Annotated in this window: 22 protein-coding genes; 16 read left to right on the top strand and 6 right to left on the bottom strand. The window is 66.5% G+C overall.

Translation table 11 applies throughout. The features are described 5' to 3' along the window. The first annotated feature begins 54 nt into the window (after positions 1-54). The gene (locus tag VF992_11930) at positions 55-837 is read left to right on the top strand and encodes a hypothetical protein (protein HEX9341860.1); all 783 of its coding nucleotides are present in this window, start codon (positions 55-57) and stop codon (positions 835-837) included. Here VF992_11930 and VF992_11925 read toward each other — a convergent pair whose 3' ends face one another. Then, positions 838-1,779 carry a helix-turn-helix domain-containing protein gene (locus VF992_11925; GenBank protein ID HEX9341859.1) on the bottom strand — a complete coding sequence of 314 codons (942 nt, stop codon included), beginning with the start codon at positions 1,777-1,779 and terminating at the stop codon, positions 838-840. It abuts the gene before it with no gap. A gap of 231 nt (positions 1,780-2,010) precedes the next feature. Here VF992_11925 and glmU point away from each other — a divergent pair, with 231 nt between their 5' ends. Together glmU and glmS are read left to right on the top strand one after the other, a co-directional pair. Next, positions 2,011-3,201 (top strand): bifunctional sugar-1-phosphate nucleotidylyltransferase/acetyltransferase, encoded by a 1,191-nt coding sequence (gene glmU / locus VF992_11920; protein ID HEX9341858.1) that lies wholly within the window; start codon positions 2,011-2,013, stop codon positions 3,199-3,201. Further along, a complete protein-coding gene (gene glmS, locus VF992_11915) occupies positions 3,202-4,992 on the top strand; it encodes a glutamine--fructose-6-phosphate transaminase (isomerizing) (GenBank protein ID HEX9341857.1) in 1,791 nt (596 codons plus the stop codon). It abuts the gene before it with no gap. A 96-nt stretch (positions 4,993-5,088) separates the two neighbouring features. On the opposite strand, the gene VF992_11910 is transcribed toward glmS, so the two are convergent. After that, positions 5,089-5,481, bottom strand: coding sequence for a CopG family ribbon-helix-helix protein (locus VF992_11910; protein HEX9341856.1), 393 nt, complete (start codon positions 5,479-5,481; stop codon positions 5,089-5,091). A gap of 85 nt (positions 5,482-5,566) precedes the next feature. Between VF992_11910 and VF992_11905 the strand changes: the two genes are divergently transcribed. The 3 genes from VF992_11905 (at position 5,567) to VF992_11895 (ending at position 7,712) form a co-directional block, all read left to right on the top strand. Beyond that, the gene (locus tag VF992_11905; protein ID HEX9341855.1) at positions 5,567-6,316 is read left to right on the top strand and encodes a metal ABC transporter ATP-binding protein; all 750 of its coding nucleotides are present in this window, start codon (positions 5,567-5,569) and stop codon (positions 6,314-6,316) included. Further along, positions 6,313-7,086 carry a metal ABC transporter permease gene (locus VF992_11900; GenBank protein HEX9341854.1) on the top strand — a complete coding sequence of 258 codons (774 nt, stop codon included), beginning with the start codon at positions 6,313-6,315 and terminating at the stop codon, positions 7,084-7,086. Before VF992_11905 ends, VF992_11900 begins: the two co-directional genes overlap by 4 nt. A 146-nt stretch (positions 7,087-7,232) precedes the next feature. Further along, positions 7,233-7,712 carry a hypothetical protein gene (locus VF992_11895; protein ID HEX9341853.1) on the top strand — a complete coding sequence of 160 codons (480 nt, stop codon included), beginning with the start codon at positions 7,233-7,235 and terminating at the stop codon, positions 7,710-7,712. Positions 7,713-7,818: 106 nt separating this feature from the next. Here the strand turns inward: VF992_11895 and VF992_11890 are convergent, their stop codons facing one another. Further along, positions 7,819-8,772: a DMT family transporter gene (locus VF992_11890; protein HEX9341852.1), complete on the bottom strand. Its 954-nt coding sequence runs from the start codon at positions 8,770-8,772 to the stop codon at positions 7,819-7,821. A 111-nt stretch (positions 8,773-8,883) separates the two neighbouring features. Here VF992_11890 and VF992_11885 point away from each other — a divergent pair, with 111 nt between their 5' ends. The 6 genes from VF992_11885 (at position 8,884) to VF992_11860 (ending at position 15,015) form a co-directional block, all read left to right on the top strand. Then, positions 8,884-10,191, top strand: a complete 1,308-nt coding sequence (locus VF992_11885; protein HEX9341851.1) for an amino acid ABC transporter substrate-binding protein — start codon at positions 8,884-8,886, stop codon at positions 10,189-10,191. A gap of 18 nt (positions 10,192-10,209) precedes the next feature. Beyond that, positions 10,210-11,094, top strand: coding sequence for a branched-chain amino acid ABC transporter permease (locus VF992_11880; GenBank protein ID HEX9341850.1), 885 nt, complete (start codon positions 10,210-10,212; stop codon positions 11,092-11,094). After that, positions 11,091-12,044, top strand: coding sequence for a branched-chain amino acid ABC transporter permease (locus VF992_11875; GenBank protein HEX9341849.1), 954 nt, complete (start codon positions 11,091-11,093; stop codon positions 12,042-12,044). The genes VF992_11880 and VF992_11875 overlap by 4 nt, the downstream gene beginning before the upstream one ends. Continuing rightward, positions 12,041-12,787, top strand: a complete 747-nt coding sequence (locus tag VF992_11870) for an ABC transporter ATP-binding protein (GenBank protein HEX9341848.1) — start codon at positions 12,041-12,043, stop codon at positions 12,785-12,787. Before VF992_11875 ends, VF992_11870 begins: the two co-directional genes overlap by 4 nt. Next, positions 12,774-13,481: an ABC transporter ATP-binding protein gene (locus tag VF992_11865; GenBank protein ID HEX9341847.1), complete on the top strand. Its 708-nt coding sequence runs from the start codon at positions 12,774-12,776 to the stop codon at positions 13,479-13,481. Before VF992_11870 ends, VF992_11865 begins: the two co-directional genes overlap by 14 nt. A 112-nt stretch (positions 13,482-13,593) precedes the next feature. Next, positions 13,594-15,015 (top strand): acetyl-CoA hydrolase/transferase C-terminal domain-containing protein, encoded by a 1,422-nt coding sequence (locus VF992_11860; GenBank protein HEX9341846.1) that lies wholly within the window; start codon positions 13,594-13,596, stop codon positions 15,013-15,015. Positions 15,016-15,025: 10 nt separating this feature from the next. Here the strand turns inward: VF992_11860 and VF992_11855 are convergent, their stop codons facing one another. Genes VF992_11855 through VF992_11845 form a run of 3 tightly spaced genes read right to left on the bottom strand, consistent with a single transcriptional unit; the run spans position 15,026 to position 17,501 of the window. After that, positions 15,026-15,838, bottom strand: a complete 813-nt coding sequence (locus tag VF992_11855) for a CoA ester lyase (protein HEX9341845.1) — start codon at positions 15,836-15,838, stop codon at positions 15,026-15,028. An 18-nt stretch (positions 15,839-15,856) separates the two neighbouring features. Continuing rightward, positions 15,857-17,023, bottom strand: a complete 1,167-nt coding sequence (locus VF992_11850) for an acyl-CoA dehydrogenase family protein (GenBank protein HEX9341844.1) — start codon at positions 17,021-17,023, stop codon at positions 15,857-15,859. After that, complete coding sequence (locus VF992_11845; GenBank protein ID HEX9341843.1) at positions 17,004-17,501, bottom strand: MaoC family dehydratase; 498 nt, start codon at positions 17,499-17,501, stop codon at positions 17,004-17,006. Before VF992_11845 ends, VF992_11850 begins: the two co-directional genes overlap by 20 nt. 119 nt (positions 17,502-17,620) lie before the next feature. Here VF992_11845 and VF992_11840 point away from each other — a divergent pair, with 119 nt between their 5' ends. From VF992_11840 to hisS, 4 genes are all read left to right on the top strand, one after another. Beyond that, positions 17,621-18,739: an aminopeptidase gene (locus tag VF992_11840; GenBank protein HEX9341842.1), complete on the top strand. Its 1,119-nt coding sequence runs from the start codon at positions 17,621-17,623 to the stop codon at positions 18,737-18,739. Then, positions 18,712-18,978 (top strand): hypothetical protein, encoded by a 267-nt coding sequence (locus VF992_11835; protein ID HEX9341841.1) that lies wholly within the window; start codon positions 18,712-18,714, stop codon positions 18,976-18,978. Before VF992_11840 ends, VF992_11835 begins: the two co-directional genes overlap by 28 nt. Positions 18,979-19,042: 64 nt before the next feature. Beyond that, positions 19,043-19,279 carry a hypothetical protein gene (locus VF992_11830; GenBank protein HEX9341840.1) on the top strand — a complete coding sequence of 79 codons (237 nt, stop codon included), beginning with the start codon at positions 19,043-19,045 and terminating at the stop codon, positions 19,277-19,279. 118 nt (positions 19,280-19,397) lie between these two features. Continuing rightward, positions 19,398-20,663 (top strand): histidine--tRNA ligase, encoded by a 1,266-nt coding sequence (gene hisS, locus VF992_11825; protein HEX9341839.1) that lies wholly within the window; start codon positions 19,398-19,400, stop codon positions 20,661-20,663. Positions 20,664-20,678: the final 15 nt, after the last annotated feature.

Here is a 20,678-nt window from a genome sequence, read left to right as displayed (position 1 = left end):
AGTATTTAAGAATGTTGGCGCGGCCTTTTCCTCGGGTGAAGGAATGCGGTTCCCATGGCATTGCTCCGGGACCTTCGCGCGACCACCCGACTCCTGTTCCTCTACGAGGTCACGACCAACCGCCACACGCGCCTCCGCACGATCGCGGAGCGACTCGACATGACGGTCCAAGGGGCCTCGGAATACGCGCACGGGCTCCAGGCAGATGCGCTGCTGACGCTCGCGAACGGCGAATACCGCGCCACGAAGAAAGGCGTGGAGCATCTGCACGACCGCTTCGTCGAACTGCGGGCGTTCGTCGAACGCGCGGGCCGGGCGATGGCCGTCGTCGATACGACGCAGGCCCTCGCCGGGGGCGCGGCGCGCCGCGGCGACCGCCTCGGGCTCTTCATGGAGAACGGGCTCCTCGTCGCCTACGCCGGGCGGACGTCGCCCTCGACGGGAATCGCTGCCCACGATGCGGCGAAGGGCGAACTGCTCGCGGTCCGCAACCTCGAGGGCATCGTCGCCCTGCGACCCGGCCGAATCGTCGTGGCGCGGGTGCCGGCCGGGACCCGCCGGAGGACGCCGCCGTCATCGAAGCGACTCCTCCGCGAGACGCGAGGGTTCGTCGTCGCGGCGCTCGATCCGGCGGGCCTCGTGGCGGCGAGGGAACTCGGCTTGCGTCCTCGGATCGAGTTCGGTGCGGTCCCCGCGACGGTGGAGGCGGCCGAACGAGGCGTCGACGTCCTCCTGCTCCTCCCGGAGGAGCGGGCGATGGAGGCCATCCAAGCGATCGAAGCGGCGAATGCCCGGCTCGAGGACAAGATTCCCTACGAGAGCGTCGCCTTGGGCTGATCACTCGAGGATCGAGACGGCGTCGATCCGTCCGTCCGCGTCCCGGTCCTGGCCCGCGACGACCCGGTAGAAGTCCTCCCCCGGCGTGTATCCGTCGAGGACGTCGTCGGCGGATTGGGTCATGCCGAGGATTGCCGCCATCGTGCCGACCGCGTGGAGGCCGCCGAGCAGGACGACGACCCGCGCCGGATTCCATGGGTTGCGGACTTTCGCGATCAGCCCGACCTGCTCGTCCACGTAGTGCCGCTTCGTGCGCGACGATTCCATCCGCCACACCTGTTTCCAGTCGAAATTCACGGCGAGATGTGGATTCAGGTCCATCGTGATGATGTTCGCGACCGGACCGCCGACCAGGATCAGATGGTCCCGCCCCGGGCCCGCCGCCTTCATCTCCGTGTCGAGCCGGAGGAGGGGACGCTTCGGCGCCGCGAAGAGCCGCCCGAGGAAGAAGCCGAGTTCGACGGCGTACGGGGAATCGCGGGACGTCGTGCCGAACGGTCCGTGCGTGTACGGCGAGCCGACGACGATCGAGCCGTTGAACGTCCCTTCGCTCGAGAACTCCTCGAGGAAGCGCGCGACGATGCCCGCGTGCGGCAGGAGGGGGGAGGCGACTGGCGTGCCGCGTCCCTTCAGGACGACGGCGAACGCGTCCGCCGTCGGGGCGAGGACGCGGGCCGACGCGCCCCGCTTCGATTCTTCCCGGATGACTTCGAGGAGGCCCGCGCGTTCGAGCCGCCGCACGTGATAGTAGACCTTCTGCTCGTGGACGTTCAGGCGGGCCGCCAGGGCGTTCGGGTAGTCCGGGGCCCGGGCGAGTTCCTGGAGGATCCGCCATGCGAGCGGCGAGGAGAGGGGCGCGACCCGCTCGGGCTTCTCGAGGATCTCGGCTTCCCGTCCGACGGCCCCTTGCGGGGTGTCCTCGACGAGCCAACGCCGGACCATGCCGGCGCAAGGGGGAGGAGTGTTATTAATCCTTCGTTACCGGTTCTCGGAATGTTGTAGAATTGCTTTTAATATCGGGAAGCAGTCCGAATGGGACATGGCGAATCCGCCCGAGCGCTGCGAACGCGACGGACTCGAACGATTCTCAGCCGCTGGACGGGCCCCACAAGGGATATACCCGTCGCGGCGTAAGCCCGGCATCCGTCCGGAGCGCTCGGACGTGGTCGGACCATGAAAGCGGTCGTCCTCGCCGCAGGAGAAGGCGCCCGGATGGGGCCCTTCACCGCGTCGTTGCCCAAGGTGATGATCCCCGTCGGGAACCGCCCGCTCATCGAGTACGTCGTCCAGGCACTCGTGGAAAACGGAGTCCACGACCTCTTCTTCGTCGTCGGGTACCGGCGCGAACGGATCCAGGCGTACTTCCAGGACGGCAAGGCGTTCGGCGCGCACGTCACCTACGTCACGCAGACGAAACAGCTCGGAACGGCCCACGCGATCTGGGAGGCGCGCGGCCATCTGGACGAGCCGTTCCTCGTGCTGAACGGCAGCAACATGGTCGACGGCCGGTTCGTATCGGACCTGCTCGAGATCGCCGGGAAGCCCGCGGTGCTGATCACGGAAAGCGAGCGGCCCCAGAGCTACGGCGTCATCACGATCCAGGGAAGCAACCTGCTCGCGATCACAGAGAAGCCGACCGAAGTCATCTCGAACCTGATCAGCACGGGGGCGTACGCCCTCGACGCGCGGATCTTCGACGAGATTCAGGCGCTCGTGAAGGAGGGCCAGCACGACCTGCCGGGGGCGGTGTCCTCGCTTGCGAAGCGGACGGCGGTCGCGGCCGTCAAGACGGGCGGGACATGGGTCGATGCGCTGTACCCGTGGGACCTCCTTCGGCTGAATGCGGTCGCGCTCAAGGACGGGCACGAGGTCCGGGCGGGCACGATCGAGCCCGCGGTCACGATCCGCGGCCGCGTCTCGATCGGAGACGGGTGCGTGATCCGGTCGGGGGCGTACCTCCAAGGTCCGCTGTCGATCGGGCCCGGATGCGAGATCGGTCCGAACGCCGTCCTGCTGCCTTCGACGAGCCTCGGGAAGAACGTCCGCATCGGCGCGCTGACGACCGTCGCGAACTCGATCCTCATGGACGACGTCATCCTGGGTCCGTCGAGCGTCGTGCAAGACGCAGTCCTCGGCTCCGGCGTCGTCGCGCGGGCGGGTCTCCTCGCCGCGTCCGGGCCCGGGGACGTGAACATCGAGGGCGCGTGGCACGCGGTCCCGCAGATCGGCGCCTTGATCGGCGAGGACGTCGAAATCGGGAACGGGGTGAGCGTCGCGCCGGGGACCGTCGTGAATGAGAGGGCGCGGGTCGAGTCGGGCGCGAAGCTCCGCGGGACGATCCCCTCGGGCGCGGTGGTCCTGTAGATGTGCGGAATCGTCGGGTATGCGGGCCGCCGCAACGCCCTGCCGATCCTGCTCGACGGCCTGAAGCGCCTCGAGTACCGCGGGTACGACAGCGCGGGCGTCGCCGTCGTCGGGAGCGCCCTCCACGTCGTGAAAGACAAAGGCTTCATCGCGGACCTGGAGGCGCAGCTCCCGCCGCTCAAGGGGACGACGGGCTTCGCCCACACCCGCTGGGCCACCCACGGGCCGCCGTCGAAGGTGAACGCGCACCCGCACGTCGACTGCCACGGGAAGATCGCCCTCGCGCACAACGGGATCATCGAGAACTTCGCGAGCCTCCGCGAGAAGCTCGAGGCGCGCGGCCACACGTTCGTGTCGCAGACGGACACGGAGAGCCTCGTCCATCTCATCGAGTCATACTATGACGGCGACCTCGAGGGAGCGGTCCGGAAGGCGCTCCGCGATGTCCGCGGATCCTACGCGATCCTGGCCGTCCACGCGGACGAACCCGGGAAAGTCGTCGGCGCCCGCAACGAAAGCCCGCTCGTCGTCGGCCTCGGACCGGACGAGAACTTCCTCGCGTCCGACGTCCCCGCGCTGCTGCGCTACACGGACCGCGTGCTCTACGTGATGGACAAGGAGATGGTCGTGATCACACCCAAGGGCGCGGCGGTCACGGACCTCGACGGCCGCGCGGTCCGGCGAGAGCCCGAGCGGGTCACCTGGTCGCTCGAGGACGCGGAGAAAGGCGGGTTCGAACACTTCATGCTGAAGGAAATCCACGAAGGCCCGAAGGCGATCCACGAGACGCTCCTCGGGAGGCTCGCGAACCTCGAGATCGACGGTTTCCTGTCCGAGGGGGCCACGAGCGTGAAGCTCGTGGCGTGCGGGACGTCGTACCACGCCGCGTTGATCGGCAAGTACATTCTCGAGGAGCTCGCGCGCATCCCGGCCTCCGCCGAGCTGGCCTCGGAGTACCGCTATACGCAGGGTCCGGCGGACCGGCCGCTCGTCATCCTGATCTCCCAGAGCGGCGAGACGGCCGACACGCTCGGCGCCGCGCGCGAGGCGCGCCGCCGCGGCTGCAGGACCGTCGCGATCACAAACGTCCTCGGATCGAGCCTGACGCGCGAGACGGACATCACCGTGTACACGCGCGCGGGCATCGAGATCAGCGTTGCGGGCACGAAGACGTTCATCGCGCAGGTCGTCGTCCTGTACCTGATCGCGCTCAAGATGGCGCAGGACCGCGGGGCGCTCGGATACGCCGAAATCGACGCGCTGAAGGACGAGCTCCGGTCCCTCCCGCGGGCAGCGCAGTACGTACTCAACAAGTCCACGGAGATCCGGGCGCTCGCCGAGAAGTACGGGAACGCGCGGGACGCGTTCTACATCGGCCGCCATGCGCACTACCCGGTCGCCCTGGAGGGCGCTCTGAAACTCAAGGAAATCTCGTACGTCCACGCGGAGGCGTACGCCGCCGGAGAGCTCAAGCACGGGCCACTCGCCCTGGTGACGCCATCCACGCCGGTCATCGCGATCGCGGTGCAGGACCCGACGTACGAGAAGATGCGGTCGAACATCGGAGAGGTGGTCGCGCGCGGCGCGCCCGTGCTCGCGATCGGCACGGAGGGCGACAAGGAACTCCCCAAGGCCGTGGACGACGTGATCTGGATTCCCTCGATGCCATGGGTCCTCGCGCCGGTCCCGGTCAGCGTCGCGTTCCAGCTGTTCGCGTACGAGGTCGCGCGGATGCGCGGGTGCCCGATCGACAAGCCGCGGAACCTCGCGAAGAGCGTCACGGTCGAGTGACCTGCGACCGAACCTCCTCCGGTGCGCGGAAGACGCGTCCGCATACACCTCTCCTCCCAAGGACCGCGCTCGCCTTGTCTCGGGTCGGAGCGAGGCTCACCGGCGGGCCGCGGTCTGGATGAACTTGATCACCTTGATTCCCTTGATTCGGCGGATTTGCCCGATGAGCTCCTTCAGCCGCGTCGTCGATCCTTCGGCGACGAAGATCTGCAGGCAATCCGCTTCATCGACGTGGGTATGGAGCATCGTGCGAATTTCATCGAACCGGTGCTGGAGCATTGCGAGGTCGGCGCGCGGATTCCCCTTCTCGTAGATGACCGCGAGAATGACGGACGCCTCTCCGCCTTCCCGGCCCCATTCCGTGACATCGATGAACTCACGGAGCGCCTCGCGGACCGCTTCGCTTCGGCTGCGGTAGCGGCGCCGCTGAGCCACGTCGTCGAGGTTCCGGAGGATCGACTCGTCCATGCTCACGCTGACGATCGGCATGCTACTAATGACCGCGCAACGCGTACTTGAGGGTTATTAAGAGTGCACAAATTCTTAAATAACGACATCGAATGGGCGCGGCAGCATGGCCGTCGAGCCGCCCCCTTCTCGAAGTTCGCCCCATGACGCCGGCGCCTCCGGAGACGTCCTGCGCGTCGCGAACCTCGGGGTTCGATTGGATAAGGTCCCCATCTTGGAGAATGTCAGCTTCCACGTCCGGAGAGGGACCACGCTCGCCATCGTCGGCCCGAACGGCGCGGGCAAGACGTCGCTCTTTCGCGTCCTCCTCGGCCTCGTGCCACACACGGGGACGGTCGAGTGGTCCGGCCCGGTCCGGATCGGCTACGTGCCGCAGCATTTCGTGGTGACGGATGTGCCGATCACCGTCCGCGACTTCCTCGGTTTCAAAAGCGAGGCCGGCTTCGAGGAATCGCTCGCCGCGGTCGGCCTGGAGGGGGGAGTCTTGCGAAAGCGGCTCGACATCCTGTCGGGCGGCGAGATGCAGCGCGTCTTGATCGCATGGGCGGTCCTCGATCGGCCGAACGTCCTCCTGTTCGACGAGCCGACGGCCACCGTCGACATCGGAAGCGAAGACATGCTGTACGAAGCCCTCAATCGGCTGGAGAAGGAAAGCAACATCACGGTCCTCCTGATCACGCACGACATCCACATCGCCTCTCAGTATTCCGACGCGGTGTTGGCTCTGAATCGGACGGTCCGATTCTTTGGGGCCCCGAGCCGCCTCTCGGAGCCCGATCTCTTGATGGAGATTTTCGGGAGCGGTTCGGGCCTCGCAGAGCACAAGCACGACTTCGGGTCCCGGGGACTCCGATGACCGACGCGGCCGTGTATAGCCTCGTCGCGGGGATCTCCGTCGGGTTCGCGGCGGGCTATGTCGGGTCTCTGATGGTCTTGAAGAGGATGGCCCTCGTGGGCGACGCGCTCTCCCACGTCGCGTTGCCGGGCCTCGCTCTCGGAATTCTGTTCAACTTCAATCCGTTCCTCGGAGCGTTCGCGTTCCTGTTTTCCGCCGCGGTCCTGACATGGTACATCGAGAAGACGACGAGGCTGTTCCCCGAGTCGATCATCGGCGTCTTGTTCGTCACCGCCCTCGCGGTGGGGATCCTCTTGACCCCCGAGGTCGACCTCTTGGAGGCGCTCTTCGGCGACATCACCACGGTCTCCCTCGTGGACGCCCTCCTCGCGGTCGGGATTTCCGCTCCGACCGTCGTCGTCGCACGGCTCGTGTACCGGCGAGTCGTCCTGAGCATCCTGTCCGAGGAACTCGCCCGGTCGACGGGGACAAATGTGGCCCTGGTCAACTTCGTCTACCTCTTCCTCGTGACCCTCGTCGTGGCGGTCGGAATCAAGATCGTCGGCACGGTCCTCGTGGGGGCCCTTGTCGTCATCCCGGCCGCGGCGATGAAAACCGTCAGCCGAAATCTCTCGTCCTACGCGTTGCTGAGTGGCCTCACCGGGACCGCGAGCGCGGGGTCGGGAATCCTCTTGGCCAACTACCTCAGGCTGCCGGCCGGGCCGCTCGTCGTGTCCGTTGGAACGGCGATCTTTGCGGCTGCCCTCGTGGCCGATCGGATCGCCTCCTGAACTCCTTGTTCCGCCCGGGATCTCGCCGTCACGTGGTCGGACATCGCCCGTCTCGCAATCACCACAGCGAGGTCTGTCATCGGCCGAGTGAGGGCCGGGGGCTTCGGGAGCCTTATGTATCCACAGGCCATTCCCGTCCGGGAGGGATGACCATGGAACCGAGCCCCACTGCGCCCGTGCCGCCGTATGCTCCGCCGCCGTATGGTCCGCCGCCGTATGCGCCCCCCGTACCCATGACCCCGCGGCGAGCGGGCATCTCGACGAACACCTTCGTCCTGTTGACCGGCCTCTTCATCGGCGTGCTCTTGTTCGCCGGGATGCTGTCGTTCCACGCCGCGCTCTTGATTCCCCCGCCCTGCACGGGGTTTTGTCAGCCTCCGACCGATCCGGCGATCATCGCCTATCGGGACACCATTCGGATTCTGGGCTGGGTGTCCGTGGTGGCGATGGATCTCGCCGTCTCGTTCGCCGTAATGATGGCGTGGGTCGTGGGCGCGCTGAAGGGGGACATCCCGGAGGGGACGCGGCGCGGAATCTTCGTCTTCGCGACCGTGTTCCTCGCCGTGTGGCTGATCTTCTCCTGGATCTCCTACTCGATCTTCCGGAGCCTCGTTCCGTTCATATGAGCGGATAAGGGCCGATCCGTCCCCGTCCTCGTACGTGGCGATCGCGCCGTCCCGCGTCGAAATCGCGAGAGCGCGATAGCGCCAATTTGGCGCTCCTGCGGACGGGCTATCGCCGCCTCTCGCCATCGGAATCCGGCAAGGCGGTGCCCGACGGCACCGGCGCGAGACCGGCGGCCGCGGGCTCGGGGATCTCCTTCTCTCCGCGCGCCACGACGTAGGCGCCGAAGAGGATGAGGGCCCCTCCGGCGAGGGTGAACATATCGATGGCATCCTGGAACATCACGAACGAAAGGATCGCCGCCACGACGACCTCGAGGAGGATCAGCAGCGCTGACGTCGTGGGCGAGATCGTGCGCAGGCTGGCCACGTACAGCAGGAGGGGCGTGAACGTCGGGACGAGGCCGAGGTACGCGATCCCGAGCCACCCTTCGGTCCTCGCGGGCAGAGGCCAGCCGACCAAGAACAAGGGGAGGGCCGCCACTATCGCCGTCGTCGCCAGGATGCCCGCGGCCAGAGCGACGTAGTCCCCGCCGCGGTCCACCATCTTCTTCGCGCCGACGACGTAGAACGCCCAGACGAGGCCCGCGACGAAGACGAGGACGTCGCCCTCGAACTGGCCCCCTGCGAGGGACCCCGGATTCAGCTTCGTCGCGAGCACGACGACCCCGAACACCCCGATCGAGAGGCCCGCGATCCGGACTCGGGTCATCGCCTCCCGGAAGAAGAGCACCATGAGGACCGGGATGATGACGACATTCACGTTCACGAGGAGCGCGGTCTTCGACGCGGTCGTTAGCAGGATTCCTTCGTTCTGCAGATCGAATCCGACCGCGTTGATCGCACCGAGGACCCAGACGAGCGGCTCGCGGAACACGCGGAAATCGAGGCGACGCGTCGCCACGAGGACTCCGACCCCGAGGAGCGCGCCGAGCGCCATCCGCGCGAACGTCAGGAAGAGTGGGTCGACACTCCCGACGGTGAGCTTGCTCCCGGGAAACGAGGTGCCCCAGAGGACGCTCGCGAGCAGGACGAGGATCACGTCCCGGTCGCGGGCCCTCACCCCACGGGGGAGAACGATGACGGCATTGAGTTTTTCCCCTCTTGATCCTCGCGCGGAGGCGGAAAGAGCTTAAGGGATTCCAACCTTCGCCCCGCCGGTGGGCGGGGAGACATGTCGCAACCAGTCGAACCAGAGGTCGGAGCCCCCTCGGCGCCGAAGACGGGCCGGGGCAAGCTGATCGCGATCGGGGTCGTGCTGCTGATCCTCGTCGCCGCCGGAGCTGTCGCCTTCTATTATCTGAGTCTGCCGAAGGGTCCCTCCGGTACGATCAGGGTCGGGTTCACGATTGCCCTTTCCGGGACATTCAGCGTCGAAGGGACGAATTCCCTGCATGGAATCGAGACCGCGGCGAACTGGATCAATAGCCATGGCGGAATCACGGTTCAAGGAAAGGTGTACAACATCAGTTTGGATTACTACGACGACCAGAGCCTTAGCGCCAATGTCGTCTCGCTTTACCCGCAAATCATCCAGCAGGATCGAGCCGACTTCCTCCTGGCGCCCTACAGCAGCGGCCTTACGACCGCCGCGGCGCCATTCGCGGATCAGTACGACCGGGTCATGATGTCCCACGGCGGGTCCTCGGACATCATTTGGACCGGTGCCACACGTCGAAACCTCGTCGAGGTGTTGAGCAAGGCGTCCGTCTATCTGGAAGGCGTGGTCGACTGGATCGAGGCAAACCACCCGACGGACAAGATCGCCGCGCTGTATGCAAACGACGCGTTCTCGACGTTCGCGACGCAGTCCGCAATCGCGTACGCGCAGTCTAAGGGGCTGAGCGTCGTCTACAACGTTTCGTACCCCCAGAATACAAACGACTTGACGACCCAGCTCAACGATGCGGCTGCGTCGGGCGCCGACGACCTCATCGGCGGCGGGCATTTCGCCGACGGCTTGCTCATCATGAACCAACTCAAAACCACTTGGATCCCTCCACCGAAGTTAGTATCGCTCCTCGTGGCGGTCACCGAGCCTACGTTCCAGTCCCAGCTCGGCGCGTCGGCAAACAACGTGACGGGCCCCTCCCAATGGGAGGCCGCCGTCCCGTACAGCCCGACCCTGGCCCAGTCGCTGGGCCTTGCTTACTACGGACCGACCCCGGCGGAGTTCACCCAACTATACGGGACCCTGAACGGGGGGGCCACCCCTGCTTATCATGCCGCCGAAGCCGCCGCAGCGCTGTTCGTGCTTGCGCAGGCAATCGAGCAGGCGCAAAGTCTCAACACGACCGAGGTCCGAGCGAAGCTGGGCACCATGCACAGCATGACCTTCTTCGGGGGCTTCCAGATCGACTCCCGAGGTTTGCAAACCGCGCACACGATGGTCCTCGTCCAGTGGCAAGCCGGAACGAAGAAACTCGTGTATCCCTCCGACCTCGCGCAGACATCGGTGCAGTACCCGTACACCGGATCGTAGCCGAGGGAGACCGGGCGCATGCCCGAGCCAGCTGTCCTCGCCGCGGACCTCGCCTTCGGTCTGCTGCTCGGCTGCGTCTTCGCGGTCATCGCACACGGCCTGAACTTAATTTGGGGCATCGCGAAAATCGTGAATGTCGCGCACGGCGAATTCATCATGATCGGCGCCTACGGAGCGTACTTCCTTAACTTGTGGTTTGGATTCAGTCCGCTCCTAAGCGCGCCGGTGGACGCAGCGATTGGCCTTGCCGTCGGACTCGGATTCTACTTCGGATTCCTCTACCGCGAAATTCGTGGGAAGGAGTCGATCGGCCTGCGGAGCGAGATGGTCACCCTTGTTTCGACGTTCGGGCTCGCGCTGTTCACCACCAATGTGGCGCTCCGGGTGTGGAGCCCCAACTTCGTCGGAATCCCCTGGAGCCCGGGCGTAGTCGAAATCGGATTCCTTCGATTGCCCCTGGGGGCAGTCTACGTAGCGATCGTGTCCGTGGCAATCATTGGCTTGACCCACATCTTCCTCACCCGCACGTTCCTAGGAAACGCGATCCGTGCGTACAGCCAAGACATCCCCGCTGCGCAACTCCTCGGAATCGACCCAACGCTCGTCGGTGCGATCGGGATTGCGCTCGGTTTCTCCGTCACGATGGCCGGCGGAGCCCTCCTGACGGTGTGGCTGCCAACGGGGATTAATCCGGGCATGGGCGCGCTATACGCGCCGATCAGTTTCGTGATCGTCGTCCTCGGCGGCCCGGGAAAGATGTGGGGGAGCCTTGTGGGCGGGATCACCATCGCCGTGATCATCGACGTCGGCCAGGCGTTTGTGGGCCTCTCGCTTGCCACTGCGATTGCTTTCCTAACCCTCATACCGATCCTGCTGTTCCGACCCGAGGGGATCCTCCGATGAAATGGCCGACCCGACCGCGCGTACCGGCGTTCGGGCCTACACTCTGGGGCATCGGCGCGTTCCTGCTATTGCTCGGGTCCGGGGCCCCTTGGATCCCAACGTTTCTCCTGACGATCGTGATCAACTTGCTAATCTTCGCGGCCCTCGCCTATTCGCTGAACTTCATCACGGGCCTCACGGGGTACGTGAACTTCGGCCATGTCGTGTTCATGGCCACTGGCTCGTACGCGCTCGGATACGGGGTTGGGACGCTGGGCTTGCATCCCATCGGTGGCGTGGCGCTTGGTGCCTTGGTGTCACTCCTCCTCGCCGTCGGGATCGGGGCTGTCACGCTTCGTTTCCGCGGCGTGTATTTCGCGATCGCGTCGCTGGTCACACCGCTTGCGGCGCTGAACATCGTTCTCGTTCTTCCCGGCCTGGGCCAAGGGCAGGCGATCTACCTGAACATCGGGCTCGAACCCCTGGCGTGGTTCTACACCATCTGGACTCTCGTGGCAATCGAGGTCGGCCTGACGTATTGGATCACGCACGGACGCGTCGGATACGGAATTCGGGCAATCAAGAGCGACGAGGATGCGGCGAAGTCGCTCGGCGTCGACGCGCCGAAGCTGAAGCTGTTCCTGTTCGCCTTGAGCGGCTTGTTCGCCGGCGCCGCGGGCGGAGTCTCCGCTTGGACCACGTCGGGCGTCTTCCCTTATGCCGCGTTCGATCTCACATTTTCGCTCCTCATGCTCGCGATGATTGTCATTGGAGGCATGGGCACCCTGCTCGGTCCGCTTATCGGGGCGGCCATCGTGAACCTCCTTTCGCGCTTCTTCCTGACCATTTTCATCGGCACGGAGTTCATCATCATCGGTCTCGTCGTCATCGTAATCGCCCTCCTCGTCCCCGATGGCATCGTCGGCACGTTGAGAGCGTATGTCCCTGAACTTAGGAGGATCCTCGAGTGAGTCGCGCGCTCGAGGCAAGGGACATCCACAAGTACTTCGGCGGGGTGCGAGCGGTGCAGGGTGTTTCCTTACAGTTGGAGGTCGGCCGAATCGTGGGCCTGATCGGGCCGAACGGATCGGGGAAGTCGACCCTGTTGAACGTTCTCGCGGGTGTCGAGAAGCCGACGAAGGGGACCGTCACCATCGATGGGCGCCGCGTCGACCGGTGGCCGACGCATCGAATCGTCGGGCTCGGCGTTGCAAAGACCCACCAGATCCCGAAGCCGTTCCTCGCCATGACGTGCCGCGAGAATGTGGCCGTCGCGATCATGTACGGAAATCGGCGGGAGGCCGAACCCGCCTCCGCCTTGGAGGAATCGCTCCGCCTCCTTGCGTTGGTCGGACTCACTCGCCGCGCCGACGCACCCGCCTCGAACCTCACCGTCCAGGAACGGAAGCGGCTCGAGTTCGCGCGGGTCTTAGCGACGGGCGCGGGACTCCTCCTCCTCGACGAAATCTTCGCCGGGCTGTCGCCGGAAGAACTCCGCGACGCGATCGCCCTTTTCGCGCGAGTCCAGAAGGAACTGGGATTCGGTGCCTTGGTCGTCGAGCATGTGATGCGTGCGGTCCTCACCCTGTCCGAGCACGTCGTCGTGATCCAGGAGGGGAGGAAGATCGCGGAGGGGTCTCCGAAGGAGGTCGTCGAAAACCCGGCGGTGATCGAGGCGTACCTCGGCACGGAGGCGACAGATGCTACGGCTTGACGGGATCCGGGCGGGCTACGACGGTACCCAAGTCTTGTGGGACGTGACGCTGAACGCCGAACAGGGCGCGATGACCGTCCTGATCGGGCCGAACGGCGCCGGCAAGTCGACGACGCTGAAGGTCGTTAACGGCCTCGTGCGGCCGACCCACGGTCACGTCGTCTTCCAGGGAGTGGACATTACGCGCACGCCGGCCCATGAACGCCCCGCGAAGGGAATCGCCGCGTGCCCGGAGGGCCGCCGCCTGTTCCCGCTGCTGACGACGGAGGGGAACCTCCGGCTGGGCGCGTACACCAAACGCGCGCGATCGTCCGCGGACGGGACCCTCGAGAGCGTCTACGACCTGTTCCCCCGCCTGCGCCAACGAGCGCGCGTGAAAGCCGGCCGCCTCAGCGGCGGTGAGCAGCAGATGGTGGGCATCGGGCGCGCCTTGATGTCGAAGCCCTCCATCCTCGTCCTGGACGAACCGAGCCTTGGCCTGGCTCCGAAACTCGTATCGGAGATCTTCCTCAAGATCCGCGAGCTGCGCGAGGCCGGCCTCACGGTCTTGATGGTCGAACAGAATGCATACGCCGCGCTACGAATCGCCGACTTCGGGTATGTCATGCAGAACGGCCACGTCGTGAAGTCCGGTCCGCCAGCGGAGTTGCTCGACCTCGACGATCTGCGGAAGACGTACTTCGCAATCCCCTGATGCCGCGGTCGATCCGCGGCGGGCGCCACCGTTATAGGCAGGCCCGGCGTAGTCCGGTCGAGCGGGGCGGATGACGGAACGCGTTCGTTCCAAGGGCTTACGCGCGCGCCTCATGGACGCCGACGCAGCGGTCGAGCGCTTCGTGCCGGAGCGCGGCTCGATCGCCTTCTCCTGCATGGGCGGTTCGTCCCTCGCGAAGGAAATCCCGGACGCGCTCGCGCGGTCCGCGGAAGCCGGCCGTCGGTACGAGCTCACGCTCCTCACGGGCGGCGCGACGACGGCCCGATTCGAGGCGGCCATCGCTCGTCTGGGAATCCGGCGTCGCTTCCCCTACCTGAGCGAAGGGGCACGGAAGGCCGTGAACGAGGGGTCCATCGAGTTCTTCGATTGCCGCATCGGCGAGTATCCGGATCTCGTGCGCGAAGGCACGTTTACCGGAGGAAAGCCGATCGACGTCGCGGTCGTCGAGGTGACCTCGATCGACGAGCGGGGACGGCTGGTCCCCGGGCTCGCCGTCGACGCCCTCCCCGCGTTCATCGACGCGAGCCGCCGCGTGATCGTGGAAATCAATGAACGGAAGCCGGACCTGACGGGCCTCCACGACATCTATCGCCCTCGACCCGGCGTGCCGATTCCGATCCGCGGGGTCCGGGATCGGGTCGGGAGGCCGTACGTCTCCGTGCCAACGTCCAAGATCGCCGCCATCATCGTGACGGACCGCGACGACGAACCCTCGGCCTCCTACACGGGGCCGTCTCCCTCGGATTCACGAATCGCGCAGGCCGTCTCCGCGTTCCTCGAAGGGGAACTGAAGCGCGAGGCCTGGGCGGGCCGGTTCGCGCTGCAGCTCGGGGCGGGTCCTCTCGCGGCCGCCATGATGGAAGCGTTGCCCTTCCGGGGCGTGGACATCTGGACGGAGGGCATCCCGGCGCGCTGGGCGGCCGTCCTCGGGGACAAGGTCCGAGGCGTGAGCACGACCTCGATGTACCAGCTCCCGGGCGACGATCGCATCCTGGACGAGCTGTTCGCGCGACTCGATCGCGTACGCGAGCATGTCGTCCTACGACCGTACGACGTGACGAATAGCCTCGAGGTGATCGCCCGCCTGAACGTCGTCACGGTCCAGCAGGCGATCGAAGTCGACTTGTTTGGAGGTGCTAATAGCTCCCACATCGGCTCGAACGCCCACAACGGCGTGGGCGGCTCGCCCGACTTCACCCGCGCGGCGCGCCTCGTCGTCGTGGCGATGGCGTCGAAGGCCGCGGGCGGGCGATACTCGCGAATCGTGCCCCTCCTGTCGAGCGCGGACATCCCGCGCCAAGATGTCGACGTGCTCGTGACGGAGCACGGCCACGCGGACTTGCGCGGCCTCTCCTCGAGGGAACGCGCCGAGGCGATCATCGAGCGTTGCAGCGATCCGCGCTTCCGGGACGATCTCTGGGCGTACTACCGAAAGGCGAAGGACGGAGGCGGCCATTTGCCATTCAGCCTGGAGGCGACCCAGCGGTTCGCGCGGGGCCAGGGCGCCGGGTGAGGTCGGCCCGCTAGACCCCCGCCCGCTCGAGGACCCGCTTCGCGGCCCGGTAGTGCACGGCGTCCACGAGTTGGTCCCCTACCCGGATCGCCCCTCGGCCTTCCCGGGCCGCGGCCTCATACGCCGCGACCACATCCCGCGCCCAGCGGGTCTCCTCGGGGGTCGCCGAGAACAGCTCGTTCGCGAGGCGCACCTGGCGGGGATGCACTACCTGCTTCCCGACGTACCCGAGGGACTTCGCCTCGAGCGCCTCGGCACGGAAGCCGTCGTCGTCCTCGAGGTCGAAGAAGACCCGGTCGATCGCATCGAGCCCGTACGCGGCGGCCGCCATCACGATGAGCGTCTTCACGTACGGGTTCCGTCCGTACGCGCCGATGTCGCCGCCCACGGAGGCCGCGAGGTCGCCCGCCCCCCACGTTACGGCGACGACCCCTTCGCTCCGGACGACGTCCTCGATGTGCAGGAGGCCTCGCGCCGACTCGATGATCGGGAGGAGCGCCTTGCCGGTCGTCCGCGCGAGGGACGAGAGGTCCCCCTCCGGTTTGGGCACGACGATCCCCTGGAGCAGCGGTTCCTTCGCGACGGCGGCCACGTCGCGCTCCCCTTCCGGCGTCGTGAGGGCGTTAATCCGGACCGCGAGTTCCCGGGATCCCCAATCCGCCTTCCGGAGGGCGGGACCCAAGGCGTCCCGGGCGGACGCTTTCTCCTTGGCGGGCACCGCGTCCTCCAGATCGAAGACGATCGAATCGGCCTCGAGGCCCGCGGCCTTCGCGACCATCCGCGGATTGTTCGCCGGCACGTACAGTTGGCTCCGACGTCGCATCGTCCGCGCCTCCGTCGTTCAGTACGACCTCGGGAGCCCGAGGACCTGATGCGCGATGTGCGCGAGGACGAGGTGGTTCGACACCGGCGCGACCTGGTACAGGCGGGTCTCCCGCATCTTCCGCTCGATGTGCATGTCCCTCGCCATGCCGTAGCCGCCGTGGACGTCCATCGCCACGTTCGCGGCGCGCCAGGAGCACTCGGAGGCGAGGTACTTCGCGAGGTTCGCGTACTCGCCGACGGCCTTCGGGTCCGCGTCGGCCTCGTACAGGCGGGCCGCTTCCCATCGCACGAGGTCCGCGGCGACGAGGCGCGCGTGGACGTCGGCGAGGGGGAACTGGATCCCCTGGTTGCTCCCGATCGGGCGGCCGAAGACGACGCGTGCCTTCGCGTATTCCACGGACCGGTCGATGAACCACCGGGCGTCCCCGATGCACTCGGAGGCGATCAGGATCCGCTCCGGGTTGAGGACGTGGACGAGGGACTCGAAGCCCCGGCCCTCCTCGCCGATCAGGTTCGCGGCGGGGACCTCGACGTCGCTCAGGAAGAGCTCGTACGTCTGACTGTTGAACATCGTCCGGATGCGGGTGTGCTCGATCCCCTTCGCCTCCCGGAGGTCCACGAGGAAGAGGCTCAGCCCCTCCGTCCGCTTCGCGCCCTCGGCCACGGGGGCCGTGCGGGCGACGAGCACCATGAGGTCGCTCTGCTCGACCCGGGAGATGAAGACCTTGCGGCCCCGGATCCGGTAGCGGTCCCCCGTCCGTTCGGCGACCGTGGTGATCCGGGTGAGATCGGACCCGGCGTCCGGCTCCGTGAGGGCGAAGGTCTGCATGCGAATTTCGCCGCGGGCGAGTCCGGGGAGATACTCCTGCCGAATCGCTTCTGAGGCGAACCGCGACACGAGGAAGGAGAGATAGAACTGCCCGTGGAACGGCTGGGCGTTGCCGCCCCGCGCGTGGATCTCCTCGAGGAGGAGGGCCGCGTCCGACAGCGCGCCGCCGGCGCCGCCGTACTCCGACGGGATGAGGAGCCCGCCGAAGCCCTGGGCCTCGAACTCCGTCACGAGTTCCTCGGGGTAGGCCTCGCGGTCCTCGAGGCCCTTCCAGTAGTCGGGCGGGAACTTGTCCATGAGCCGCGCGACCGTCGAGAGGAGGAGCCGCTGGGTCTCACTCGGCGCGTGGGCCATGCCAAGCCTCCCCTTTCTTCCGGACCATGAAGATCCGGTCGAACTCGACGACCGACTCGCCTCGCTCGTTGAGCCCGCGCGTCCGCAGCCGCACGAGGCCGAACCCCGGCCGACTCCGGGATTCCCGGACCTCCGTGACTTCCGCCTCCGAGTACAGCGTGTCGCCGTGGAAGACCGGTCGGGAGAACCGTACGTGCTCCATGCCAACCTGGAACCCGTTGCGGCTCGTCGCGTCGACGAGGAGCCCTGCGGCGATCGCGACGGTCAGGAAGCCGTTCACGACCCGCCGCCCGTTGAACGGTGCCCCCGGGAAGGTTCGGCGGGTGTAATCCTCGTTGAAGTGGATTTGGTTCGCATTCCCGGTCAGCAGGGTGAACCACACGTTGTCCGTCTCCGTGACGGTCCGTCCGACCTTGCTCCGGACCTTCGTCCCGACCCGGAAGTCCTCGAAAAAAGGCCCGTCCTCGTCCATGGCGATCCCGCCGAACGAGACCGGCGAGCCGTATTGAAGATTGCGGCGGACGAAGACAATCCGTCCTGCGCGCGGATGGCCAAACGTTATTCTTCCATCGGCCGCTTCACGCTGCGGGTCCTCCCATGGGGGAAGTCAGCGTTGAGCCAGGCGCCTTCGAACGTTGGACGGAACTCGCACGCCAGGTCGTCCGAGCCTCCCTCCGGCTCGGATGGAGCGATGTGTTCGAGATCTACACGTACGTCCCGACGATACCGCTCGCGGAGGCGCTTGCGTTGGAGGCACGGCGCGTTGGGAGCGACACCCACATCACCCTCATGACGGACGACCTGTGGTTCACGTCGATGAACGAGCTTGCGACCCGGTGGTTGCGCGCGCCCTCTCCCGCGGAATACGCGTTGAACGCGACGGCCACCGCAACGATCTACCTTGGGGGGCCCGCGGACGCCCGCCGCATGAAAGACATTCCCCCGGAGAAATTCGAGGCGAATGCGACAGGGGGCAGACGGCAAGACGAACCGCTGCGCCGGAGGCGGGTGCGCCACGTGGACTTGCCGATCGGCCGTCTGACCCCGGAACGGGCGGAAGCGTACGGCCTCGACTTTGCCGAGTGGCGGCAGAGCTATGAGGCCGCGCTAGCGGTAGATTTGCATACAATTCAGAAGGCCGGCGCGTCGCTGGCTCGTGCACTCTCGGGTCGCCGAAGGGTCCGCATCACGTCCGACTTCGGGACAGACCTTCGGTTCGAGACGAAGCCGGTCACACCCGCGGTCGATGACGGAATCATCAGCCCGGCGGACGTCCGTCAAGGATTCGTCGACACGTCCCTCCCAGCCGGGAGACTCGAGGCCGTGTTACGCCCCGAGACGGCGAATGGGGAGGTCCGTTTCCGCGACCCGATCTTCTTCGCGGGCCGCACAATCCGGGGGGTCCGGCTCCGGATCGCCAATGGGAAAATAGTCGAGGCCGAAGCGGAGGAAAACGGAAGCTTGCTCGTCCACGCGCTTCCTGCGACCGCGAGGACGCGCGCCCGCTTGGGCTGGTTCTCGGTCGGCCTGAACGCCGCGGCAAAGGCGTGCATGCTCGACAACAGCATCGTCAAGGACGATGTCGGGATTGGATTGGGGCATCACTGGCAGCTGGAGCGCGCAAAGGCGGATCCGTCCCTGTCCTTCTACGCGACGATCGGGCCGTCCCACCTCGAAATCCGAGGAGCGTGGTCGCGGAGCGCGGCGAAGAGATGAAGATCGAGGTGACGGAGTGCGGCGAGGAATGCGAGGCCCGCGACCGCGCCGAGCGCCATCCGCGCGAACGTCGAGAAGAGCGGGTCTGCCATCCGACGGTGAGCTTGCTCCCGGGGAACGAGTTGCCCCACAGGACGCTCGCGGGGAGGATGGACGCGTACTCACGCCGCCGGGACGCCACCGAACATCGCGAGGCCGCCACAGCGGAACTTTCGCCGCGACGCGAGATCGTTCGATAGAATTTAACTCAGTACTGCGATAACTTCATGCTCTCCGGCGCCATCTCCCTCGGGCGGTGTCTCCATGAAAGTGGGGTGCGGCTTCGTGGAGAAGGAAATTCGCGGCAATCGGTACCTGTACTTCTGGTGCTTCCAAGGTCGTGGCGCTGGCGTCAAGAAGATCGAGCGGTACATGGGGCCCACGTCGGACCCGGACGCCCGCCGACGGACCCTCCGAGAGATCGAGGCCTACGCGGCCCGCGCGAGCGCGGAACTCGTGGAGCGCATCGCGGCGTGGCGACGCGAGCTTGCGAGGCCGTGAGCGTCCTTCCAGACGGGAGGCGGTCGCATCTCAGTACTGCGATAACATCGTCGACCGCCCCCCTGTCGACGCCTCCCAGAAACGTTTATGGTGGCCGACCCTCTTCGCCGCGTCTCCGATGTTCGAACCGCCCCGCGGGACCAACGACTGGGGTCCCGAGGACATGGCGAAGCGTCGCTTCGTCGAGTCGCGGTTCGTCCAGCTCGCCGAATCGTTCGGGTTCCGCGAGGTCGCCACGCCGACGTTCGAGAGCCTCGAGCTCTTCACGGCGAAATCCGGGCTTGCGATCGTGCGGGAACTGTACGCGTTCAAGGACCAGGGGGGCCGGGACCTCGCGTTGCGTCCGGAGTTCACGGCCTCGATCCTCCGCTTCTACGTGTCCGAGCTCCGGAGCCGGCCGAAGCCGCTGAAGCTCTACAGCACGGGGAACGTCTTCCGATACGAGGAGCCCCAGAAGGGCCGATACCGCGAATTCTTCCAGCTGAACGCGGAGATCCTCGGCGGCGCCGCGCTTCCGTCCGATGCGGAGGTCCTCGCCCTCGCGATCGGGACGATGCGGGCAATCGGCCTCAAGGAGGTGAGGGCGCGGATCGGGAACATCGGAATCCTGCGGGGGTTCCTGCCGTTCAAGCCGGACGACCAGTCGGTCATCTTGCATTCCCTCGACAAGAGGAACTTCGAGGTCCTCGACGCGGAACTCGTCCGCCTCGGCCGCAAGGATCTGTCCAAGCCGCTGCGAAAGGTAATCGGAATCAGCGGCGACACCTCGGCCCTCGACGAGGCCGCGGAACTCCTGAGCGGGGCGGCGCGCGACGGATTCGAGTACCTTCGGGACCTCGCCGGTCTCCTCGAGTCGTACGGCGTCTCGCGCTCCGACTACGAGTTCGACATGGGCGTCGTGCGCGGCCTCGACTACTACACGGGCATGGTCTTCGAGGTCGACTCGCCGAACCTCGGCGCGGAGAAGCAAGTCGGAGGCGGCGGCGCGTACAGCCTCGCGGAGGTCTTCGGCGGCGAACGCGTGGCCCAGACCGGGTTCGCGCTCGGACTCGATCGTCTCGTGATGGCGGCGGATGCCGAACGGACCATCGAGCCCGCCCGGGCGCTCGATGCCTACGTCATCCCGATCGGAGAAGGAGCGCAGAAGAGGGCCGTCGAAATCTTGACGTCGCTCCGGGCCGCGGGCCTAGGGGTCGACATCGACCTCGTCGGGCGTGGGCCCTCGAAGAACCTCGACTATGCGAACGCGATCGGCGCGCGGTACGCCATCCTTCTTGGCGAGAGGGAGCTGAAGGCGGGGCGGGCGACGGTCCGGGACATGGCGCGCGGGGAGCAGCGCGACGTGGCGCTCGATACGCTCGTCGAGACGATTCGCGGCGCGTGAGCCGACATCCTTGAG

The sequence above is a fragment of the Thermoplasmata archaeon genome (assembly GCA_036395115.1).
Classification (GTDB): domain Archaea; phylum Thermoplasmatota; class Thermoplasmata; order RBG-16-68-12; family RBG-16-68-12; genus RBG-16-68-12.
The sequence above is the reverse complement of the archived record's forward strand: the minus strand, read 5'-3'. Positions and strand labels throughout refer to the sequence as shown.

Excerpts from the sequence above, each read along its gene's own strand:
- VF992_11930 (HEX9341860.1), top strand. The coding sequence starts at position 55 with ATGGCATTGCTCCGGGACCTTCGCGCGACCACCCGACTCCTGTTCCTC.
- VF992_11925 (HEX9341859.1), bottom strand. The coding sequence starts at position 1,779 with ATGGTCCGGCGTTGGCTCGTCGAGGACACCCCGCAAGGGGCCGTCGGA.
- glmU (HEX9341858.1), top strand. The coding sequence starts at position 2,011 with ATGAAAGCGGTCGTCCTCGCCGCAGGAGAAGGCGCCCGGATGGGGCCC.
- glmS (HEX9341857.1), top strand. The coding sequence starts at position 3,202 with ATGTGCGGAATCGTCGGGTATGCGGGCCGCCGCAACGCCCTGCCGATC.
- VF992_11910 (HEX9341856.1), bottom strand. The coding sequence starts at position 5,481 with ATGCCGATCGTCAGCGTGAGCATGGACGAGTCGATCCTCCGGAACCTC.
- VF992_11905 (HEX9341855.1), top strand. The coding sequence starts at position 5,567 with ATGGCCGTCGAGCCGCCCCCTTCTCGAAGTTCGCCCCATGACGCCGGC.
- VF992_11900 (HEX9341854.1), top strand. The coding sequence starts at position 6,313 with ATGACCGACGCGGCCGTGTATAGCCTCGTCGCGGGGATCTCCGTCGGG.
- VF992_11895 (HEX9341853.1), top strand. The coding sequence starts at position 7,233 with ATGACCATGGAACCGAGCCCCACTGCGCCCGTGCCGCCGTATGCTCCG.
- VF992_11885 (HEX9341851.1), top strand. The coding sequence starts at position 8,884 with ATGTCGCAACCAGTCGAACCAGAGGTCGGAGCCCCCTCGGCGCCGAAG.
- VF992_11880 (HEX9341850.1), top strand. The coding sequence starts at position 10,210 with ATGCCCGAGCCAGCTGTCCTCGCCGCGGACCTCGCCTTCGGTCTGCTG.
- VF992_11875 (HEX9341849.1), top strand. The coding sequence starts at position 11,091 with ATGAAATGGCCGACCCGACCGCGCGTACCGGCGTTCGGGCCTACACTC.
- VF992_11865 (HEX9341847.1), top strand. The coding sequence starts at position 12,774 with ATGCTACGGCTTGACGGGATCCGGGCGGGCTACGACGGTACCCAAGTC.
- VF992_11860 (HEX9341846.1), top strand. The coding sequence starts at position 13,594 with ATGGACGCCGACGCAGCGGTCGAGCGCTTCGTGCCGGAGCGCGGCTCG.
- VF992_11855 (HEX9341845.1), bottom strand. The coding sequence starts at position 15,838 with ATGCGACGTCGGAGCCAACTGTACGTGCCGGCGAACAATCCGCGGATG.
- VF992_11850 (HEX9341844.1), bottom strand. The coding sequence starts at position 17,023 with ATGGCCCACGCGCCGAGTGAGACCCAGCGGCTCCTCCTCTCGACGGTC.
- VF992_11840 (HEX9341842.1), top strand. The coding sequence starts at position 17,621 with ATGGGGGAAGTCAGCGTTGAGCCAGGCGCCTTCGAACGTTGGACGGAA.
- VF992_11830 (HEX9341840.1), top strand. The coding sequence starts at position 19,043 with ATGAAAGTGGGGTGCGGCTTCGTGGAGAAGGAAATTCGCGGCAATCGG.
- hisS (HEX9341839.1), top strand. The coding sequence starts at position 19,398 with ATGTTCGAACCGCCCCGCGGGACCAACGACTGGGGTCCCGAGGACATG.